We start from the raw sequence: 2,486 nt of genomic DNA, 5'->3' as shown, positions 1-2,486 counted from the left end.
GGCCTCCTTGTTGGCGAGCAGCAAGCGCTTGCCCACCTTTGCGGCCGCCATGCACGGACCCAACCCGGCAGCGCCCACAATAGCGGCCATCACGGTATCCACCAACTCGTGCGACGCTATCATTTCGAGAGCATCTTGCGCCCATAGAACCTGCACCGGTAGCTGATTTGTCTTGATCTTCTCGGCCAGCAAACGGGCATGCGGCTCACTGGCCATAACCGCGTATTGGGGTTTGAACTGGGCGCACTGCGCCAGCATCAAGTCCGTTTGGGTTGCCGCGCTGAGGGCAAACACCTCAAAGCGCTCAGGATGGCGGGCGATGACATCAAGCGTGTTGACACCAATGGACCCCGTGGAGCCCAAAACGGTCACACGCTGCTTTTCAAAGGACATACGGGAGCAAAGCCTAAAGGGTAACCAGCATCATCGCCAGGGGCAGCGTGGGCAATAGCGCGTCGACCCGGTCGAGCACGCCGCCGTGGCCCGGCAACAGGCCGCTGGAGTCTTTAACCCCGGCACTGCGCTTGATAAGAGACTCGACCAGATCGCCAACCACACTCATGGCGGCCAGGAAAATAACCGCCAGCAGCATGACGGCCATGCCGTGATGATCAGCCAGCCGGCTGTAAAGCGTGGCGTCAGCCCAGAAGCCACCGCCAATGCCCGCACGGCCCAGCCAGACCCAGGCCAGCGACAGCGCCACCACACCGGCCATGCCGCCCCACACGCCCTCCCAGCTTTTACCAGGACTGATCGAAGGAGCCAGCTTGCCCTTGCTGAACCGGCCTCCCAGGGCACGGCCTGCAAAATAGGCAAAGATATCGGCCACCCAGACCAGCAGCAGAACGGACAGCAAAAAGTCAATGCCCGCCACACGAGCCTGGGCCACAGCCAGCCATGCAACCAACAACGCAGCCAGCCCCCCCGGAAGGCGAATTACTTTGGGTACACGCGGCCAGCCCGCCACACCATTGCGCAACAACCAGCCACCGGCAAGCACCCAAGCGGCACCTGCAGCAGCCCAAAGAAGCGGCAGGGGCTTTGCGAGCAGGCCAACGTACCATGCCAGCGCGCACAGCCCGACACAAACGGCGGCGAGCCCCAGTGAGACCCCCTGCCCGAGTGCGTTCAGCCGGCCCCACTCCCAGGCACCCGCAGCAATCAGCAGCAGCGCGACGGCACAAAAGGGCTCTGGCGTCTTGTAGAAAAGGGCTGGCAGCAAAATAGCCAGAAGGACAATCGCTGTGATCACGCGCTGTTTAAGCATCAGGCAGCCTTTGTATTTTCATTGGTACTGCGGCCACTGACCTGGGCGGAGGTCTTGCCGAAGCGTCGTTCGCGAGTCCGAAAGACGGCTATCGCCTCGTCCAGCGCCGCCTCGTCAAATTCAGGCCACAACTTGTCGGAGAAATGCAGCTCTGAATAAGCTGCCTGCCACAGCAAAAAATTACTGATCCGCAACTCACCGCCTGTGCGAATCAGCAGATCCGGGTCCGGCACGTGCGCCAGCGCCATCTCCCTGTCCAGCGACAGCTCGGTAATGGCTTCACCGCGGCTGGCCAATCTGTTGGCAGCCTGGGCAATATCCCAGCGACCACCGTAGTTGAAGCACACATTAAAAACCAGCCGCTGGTTGGTCGAGGTGTCGAGCTCAGCTTGCGCCAGCCCTGCCTGGACTTTCTCGGAAAGCCGCAGGCGGTCTCCGACAAAACGCAGTTGCACGCCGTTGGCATTCAGGCTGGGGACTTCCTTGGAAAGAGAATAGGCAAGCAACTCCATCAGCCCGGACACCTCTTCTGCCGGCCGGTTCCAGTTCTCCGAAGAAAAAGCGAAAACCGTGAGGACGCCGATGCCGCGGTCCAGGCATGCGCGAACGCAGCGGCTGAGCGAATCAACGCCCTGCTTGTGGCCCGCAATGCGGGGTAAAAACCGTTTGGTCGCCCACCGGCCATTGCCATCCATAACGATGGCAACGTGGTGCGGGACTATGGGATGGGTGGTGGCCATGGTGAATCAGGCCAGACGACGAGGCGTCAAACCGCCATGATGTCTTGTTCCTTGCCGGCGACCAGTTTGTCGACTTCGGCAATGAAACGATCCGTGAACTTCTGGATATCGTCCTGCGAACGGCGTTCGTCGTCTTCAGAAGCGAGCTTGTCCTTGACGAGTTTCTTGACGCCATCATTGGCATCGCGGCGCAGGTTGCGAATAGCCACTTTGGCGTGCTCCCCTTCGGCGCGCACGACCTTGGTGAGTTCGCGGCGGCGCTCTTCGGTCATGGCCGGCATGGGCACGCGGATCAGGTCACCCTGCGCGGCCGGATTGAGTCCCAGGTCTGAATCACGGATGGCCTTTTCGATCTTGGCGCCCATGCCTTTTTCCCAGGGCGAGACGCTGATGGTGCGGGCGTCGAGCAGCGACACATTGGCCACCTGGCTGATCGGCACCATGGAGCCGTAATAGTCAACATGCACGGTATCAAGCAA

Annotated in this window: 3 protein-coding genes and 1 pseudogene; all 4 read right to left on the bottom strand. The window is 60.9% G+C overall.

Annotated features, from left to right (window positions below):
• Window positions 1–393, bottom strand: a pseudogene (locus AC1D1X_RS20785) (1-deoxy-D-xylulose-5-phosphate reductoisomerase); the annotation flags it as partial.
• Window positions 394–406: 13 nt separating this feature from the next.
• Window positions 407–1,267, bottom strand: a complete 861-nt coding sequence (locus AC1D1X_RS20780) for a phosphatidate cytidylyltransferase (RefSeq protein ID WP_477669251.1) — start codon at window positions 1,265–1,267, stop codon at window positions 407–409.
• Complete coding sequence (gene uppS / locus AC1D1X_RS20775; protein ID WP_477669250.1) at window positions 1,267–2,007, bottom strand: polyprenyl diphosphate synthase; 741 nt, start codon at window positions 2,005–2,007, stop codon at window positions 1,267–1,269. The genes AC1D1X_RS20780 and uppS overlap by 1 nt, the downstream gene beginning before the upstream one ends.
• A gap of 26 nt (window positions 2,008–2,033) precedes the next feature.
• Window positions 2,034–2,486, bottom strand: a 453-nt coding sequence (gene frr / locus AC1D1X_RS20770) for a ribosome recycling factor (RefSeq protein ID WP_477699057.1), incomplete at its 5' end; no start/stop codon positions are given.

It is taken from the genome of Polaromonas sp. P1_G4 (assembly GCF_056405475.1).
Note: the sequence above shows the minus strand (reverse complement) of the source record. Positions and strands in the feature narration are given on the sequence as shown.

Coding starts and splice junctions, on each gene's coding strand:
- AC1D1X_RS20780 (WP_477669251.1), bottom strand. CDS start 1,267: ATGCTTAAACAGCGCGTGATCACAGCGATTGTCCTTCTGGCTATTTTG.
- uppS (WP_477669250.1), bottom strand. CDS start 2,007: ATGGCCACCACCCATCCCATAGTCCCGCACCACGTTGCCATCGTTATG.